Annotated in this window: 4 protein-coding genes; 2 read left to right on the top strand and 2 right to left on the bottom strand. The window is 30.7% G+C overall.

What is annotated here, in order from left to right:
* Positions 1-323 precede the first annotated feature (323 nt).
* Together X928_RS08750 and X928_RS08745 are read left to right on the top strand one after the other, a co-directional pair.
* A complete protein-coding gene (locus tag X928_RS08750) occupies positions 324-854 on the top strand; it encodes a dihydrofolate reductase family protein (protein WP_103079388.1) in 531 nt (176 codons plus the stop codon).
* 91 nt (positions 855-945) lie between these two features.
* Complete coding sequence (locus tag X928_RS08745; RefSeq protein ID WP_103079387.1) at positions 946-1,869, top strand: carbohydrate kinase family protein; 924 nt, start codon at positions 946-948, stop codon at positions 1,867-1,869.
* Here X928_RS08745 and X928_RS08740 read toward each other — a convergent pair.
* Together X928_RS08740 and X928_RS08735 are read right to left on the bottom strand one after the other, a co-directional pair.
* A complete protein-coding gene (locus tag X928_RS08740) occupies positions 1,839-2,459 on the bottom strand; it encodes a ComF family protein (RefSeq protein WP_103079386.1) in 621 nt (206 codons plus the stop codon). The genes X928_RS08745 and X928_RS08740 overlap by 31 nt on opposite strands.
* Before the next feature lie 7 nt (positions 2,460-2,466).
* Complete coding sequence (locus tag X928_RS08735; protein ID WP_103079385.1) at positions 2,467-3,735, bottom strand: HEAT repeat domain-containing protein; 1,269 nt, start codon at positions 3,733-3,735, stop codon at positions 2,467-2,469.
* Between the last annotated feature and the right edge of the window lie 81 nt (positions 3,736-3,816).

Genomic DNA, 3,816 nt, shown 5'->3' with positions numbered 1-3,816 from the left:
GACCTATTTCTGAAGTGGGTATGATATAATAAATTAAATAAACAAATTAATCATCTTATATTTTATCACATGTAACTTTCATCTCAAAAGGGAATTATTTGGGATTAGAAGCTATTAGAACTAATTAAAAGCGATTAAATACGATTAGAGCCCAAAATCTTAGTTTTCCTTAAAAATGACAAATTTTGTTATAACTTTTATTGAAAAAACAAAAATAATTTAATATTTCGAACTAAACTACGGGAGGTAGGGCGTTAAAAAAGTTTTACAGTTTCTAAAAATATTAATTATAAAAGAATAGAAGTTTAGGGAGGATTAATTATATGAGAGTAAAGTTAATAATGGTTCAAAGTATGAATGGAAAAATTCGAATGTCAGATGATTCACAAAGAAGTTGGTCCTCGGTAGAAGATAAAGAACATTTCTATAATATAACCAGAGATATTGGCATAGTACTTATGGGTAGAAAAACATTTGAAGAGATAGGTTCTCCTTTAAAAAAAAGAATTAATATTGTGTTGACAGGAAATCCTGAAAAATATAAAGACGTTGAGTTGAAATATGACAAATATCTTTACTTTACAGACAAACCTCCAGAGATATTATTGGATGAACTAGAGAAGGAAGGACACACTGAAGTTGCATTAATAGGGGGTTCTACAATAAACTCCTTGTTTTTAGAAAAAAATTTAATTGATGAAATCTTTCTAACTATCGAACCGGTGATTATTGAAGGTGATCTATCGATTTTCAAATACGTGAATGATAAATATAATTTCAAGCTAAATGATTTTAAAAAATTAAATGAAGATACTATTCTTTTGCATTACCTGAAAACTGATGATAAAAAATAGCCTCTTACGAAATAAAAGAATTTTTCAGAGATATAATGGGGAGTGAGGGGAAAGGGCTCTAAAAAAAGATCAAAAAAGAGGTGGGAATAGAGTGGTTAATTTTGTCTCTTTTGGTGAGGTGTTGATAGACTTCATCTCTAAAGATTATGTAAGAGGATTGAAAAATGCAACTTCCTTTGACAAATTTTTAGGAGGTTCACCAAGTAACATAGCTGTTAACATCTCTAAACAAGGTTTCAAATCTGCTATGATTTCGAGGATAGGTAAGGATCCTTTTGGAGATTTTATCCTTGAACAATTAAATAATTATAATGTGGATGTACAGGCTATTTTACAAGATGAACGATTTTCTACAGACATTGTTTATGTTTTGAAGTCTAAATCTTCTCCCGAATTTTATCCATTGAGATCTGCCTCTTTAAATTTAGATATTACTGATTCATATCTTGATATTGTAAAAAAAGCAAATATCTTTCACTTTTCTTCTTGGTCGTTATCTTCTGATAATAACCTAAAAAATACACTCAAATTGTTAAAAGTTGCCAAAAAAAATAATGTTTTGATAGGATTTGATCCCAATTATAGAGAGATATTGTGGAAAACATCTTTAGAAATAGAAGATGTTCTAAAATTGATTATGCCTTACGTGGATTTTATCAAACCCTCTCTAGATGATTGTATACATATTTTCAAGGAAAATAAAAATGAAGAAGAATACATAAATCATTTCCATGAGCTAGGAGTAAAAAACGTAATTCTTACATTAGGTGAAAAGGGATTTATATTTTCTGACGGTAAAAAAAATACACATTTTGAGTCCTATGCAAAAGAGGTAATAGACACAACGGGAGCAGGGGATGCATTTTGGTCAGGTTTGTACATAGGAACGATTATAGGTTTAGATGTTATAAAAGCCGCCAGGTTGGGGAATGCCTTTTCAGCAGAAAAGTTAAAATATGTGGGAGCGATATGTGATATAAAAAACTATAAAGAACTATTAAAAGAATACCTATAAGCTTTTGCTACAGTAATGCCAATTAAAACATCACATTTATTAATGAGCAAATTACCCACCTCGTTCATCGAAGCCCCTGTAGTGTACACATCATCTATAATAATAATATTCTTCGGGGGGACGTGAATCAATTTTATCTTGTTTTTAACGTTTTCATTTCTCTTTCGATAATCCAATTGAGCTTGTCTTTTATGAGTTTTTGAGGAAAAGAGATTTATTATAGGGAAGCCTAAGATGTCAGAAAAATGGTGAGCAATTAAGTGAGCGGGTACAAAACCTTTTTCATGAATACTTGAGAAATTTGAAGGTACATATGACACAGTATAATTTAGTTCTGGAAATTTTAAATCTATAAAAAACTTTGCTAGCATATTTCCAAAAATTTGGGCAATTTTTGGATGTGAATGGTATTTGAACTCTTTTATTAAGTTGGACAAAGGATACTCGTATTTTCCATAATGATAAACTTTAAAATCACCTTCTGAAAGAGAAGGTGAGTGAAGATTCCCTCTGCAATTGTCGCAAATAAGTTCTCCAAAGTCTACCGCTTTTTCACAAACCAGGCAGTGAGGTTCAAAAACTGCGGTCATTATCTTTTTAAAAATTTACTACCATCTCCGCATTTAGACGTAGAAGTGCATTTAACGCAGCAAGTTTTAAATTACCGTTTTCATAAGGGTCTTTAAGTATTTGATTTGGGATTTCCCAATAATCTTTTGCTTTAAAAAATTTCAGTAGATTAACGGCGGCTTTTCTTAGGGAAATAGGATACATTTTGTTGAGAGCGATTAATGATATATCTTCTATAAAATTATCTAATTTTAATTTTCTTATTATTTTCAACCCTTCCCTTATTCGTTTGGAGGATAATGAATTTAGAAAGTTAGGAACGTAATCTTTAAGCATATAGTCTTGAAAATAAATGAGATAGTCACTTGCACCGATGACTAAGTCATCGTCTACGGCAGATAATAAGTCTCTACAAAAATCTACATAACTCATATCTTCCTTTTCAGTAGCTAATTTCAATCCAAACTTAACGATTTTTGCCTCTTCACTGTTCACCAATTGGTCGATCAACCAGGTAGGAATAGAATCAATTCCACAAACTTTCTTTGAGGTATTTGCAGCAAGCTGAAGAATGTGAATATCTTTTTCTTCCTGCAAGATTTTTTCGATGAATTTATTTATAACTTCACACGGTAAACCAGAAAAGAATTTTATTATTATACCTTTTGTTTCATTGTTGCAATCAAAATAAGTTTCTTTTAAAGAGTTAAAAAAGGTATAGGCATCTTCTCTTTCATAAAATCTTCTTAGCGCCATAACCTTAACGCTTTTATCTACTTGTTCGGATTTTAAGGTTTCAGAGATGTTCTGCAAAGCAGAAATCAGCTGTTTTATTTTAATATAGGGATCGTTTTTCATTTTACTAATAATCTTTTCTGAATCTTCGGGGTAGAATTCCAAAAAGGTGGATATCAGTTGATATCTAACCATTGGATCGGGATCTTCGGTAAACTCCAAAATAAATTCTATAGGTTTTATATCCATTTGAATGTAGCTGATAATTGCTTCTTTTCTAATGTTTGCTGAAATGTCTTTCAAAGACTCTTTTATAGTATTCTCATCCAAAAGACCCATTTTATCTAAGTACCTATATGCAGAAAATCTGACATTTTTATCGGGATCTTTTAAATACTCTTTAATCCTTGGGGCATCAATTTTTTGCTTTGTTAATTCTTGAATAGCTTTGGATTTAAAAGAAGGATAAGGAGAATCCAACATATCAAAGTAAATTTGAATATTCTCTGACTTTATTCTTTCTTCTAAAATTTTGTAGGTTTCGATTATTTCATTAGCCATTGATTACTGATTTCCTCCTAAGTTTTATCTTTTGGGGTTTTTAGAAACTTTAAAACATGTGTTAGCGCCCCTTCGCCCCGC

It is taken from the genome of Petrotoga miotherma DSM 10691 (assembly GCF_002895605.1).
GTDB lineage: Bacteria > Thermotogota > Thermotogae > Petrotogales > Petrotogaceae > Petrotoga > Petrotoga miotherma.
The sequence above is the reverse complement of the archived record's forward strand: the minus strand, read 5'-3'. Positions and strand labels throughout refer to the sequence as shown.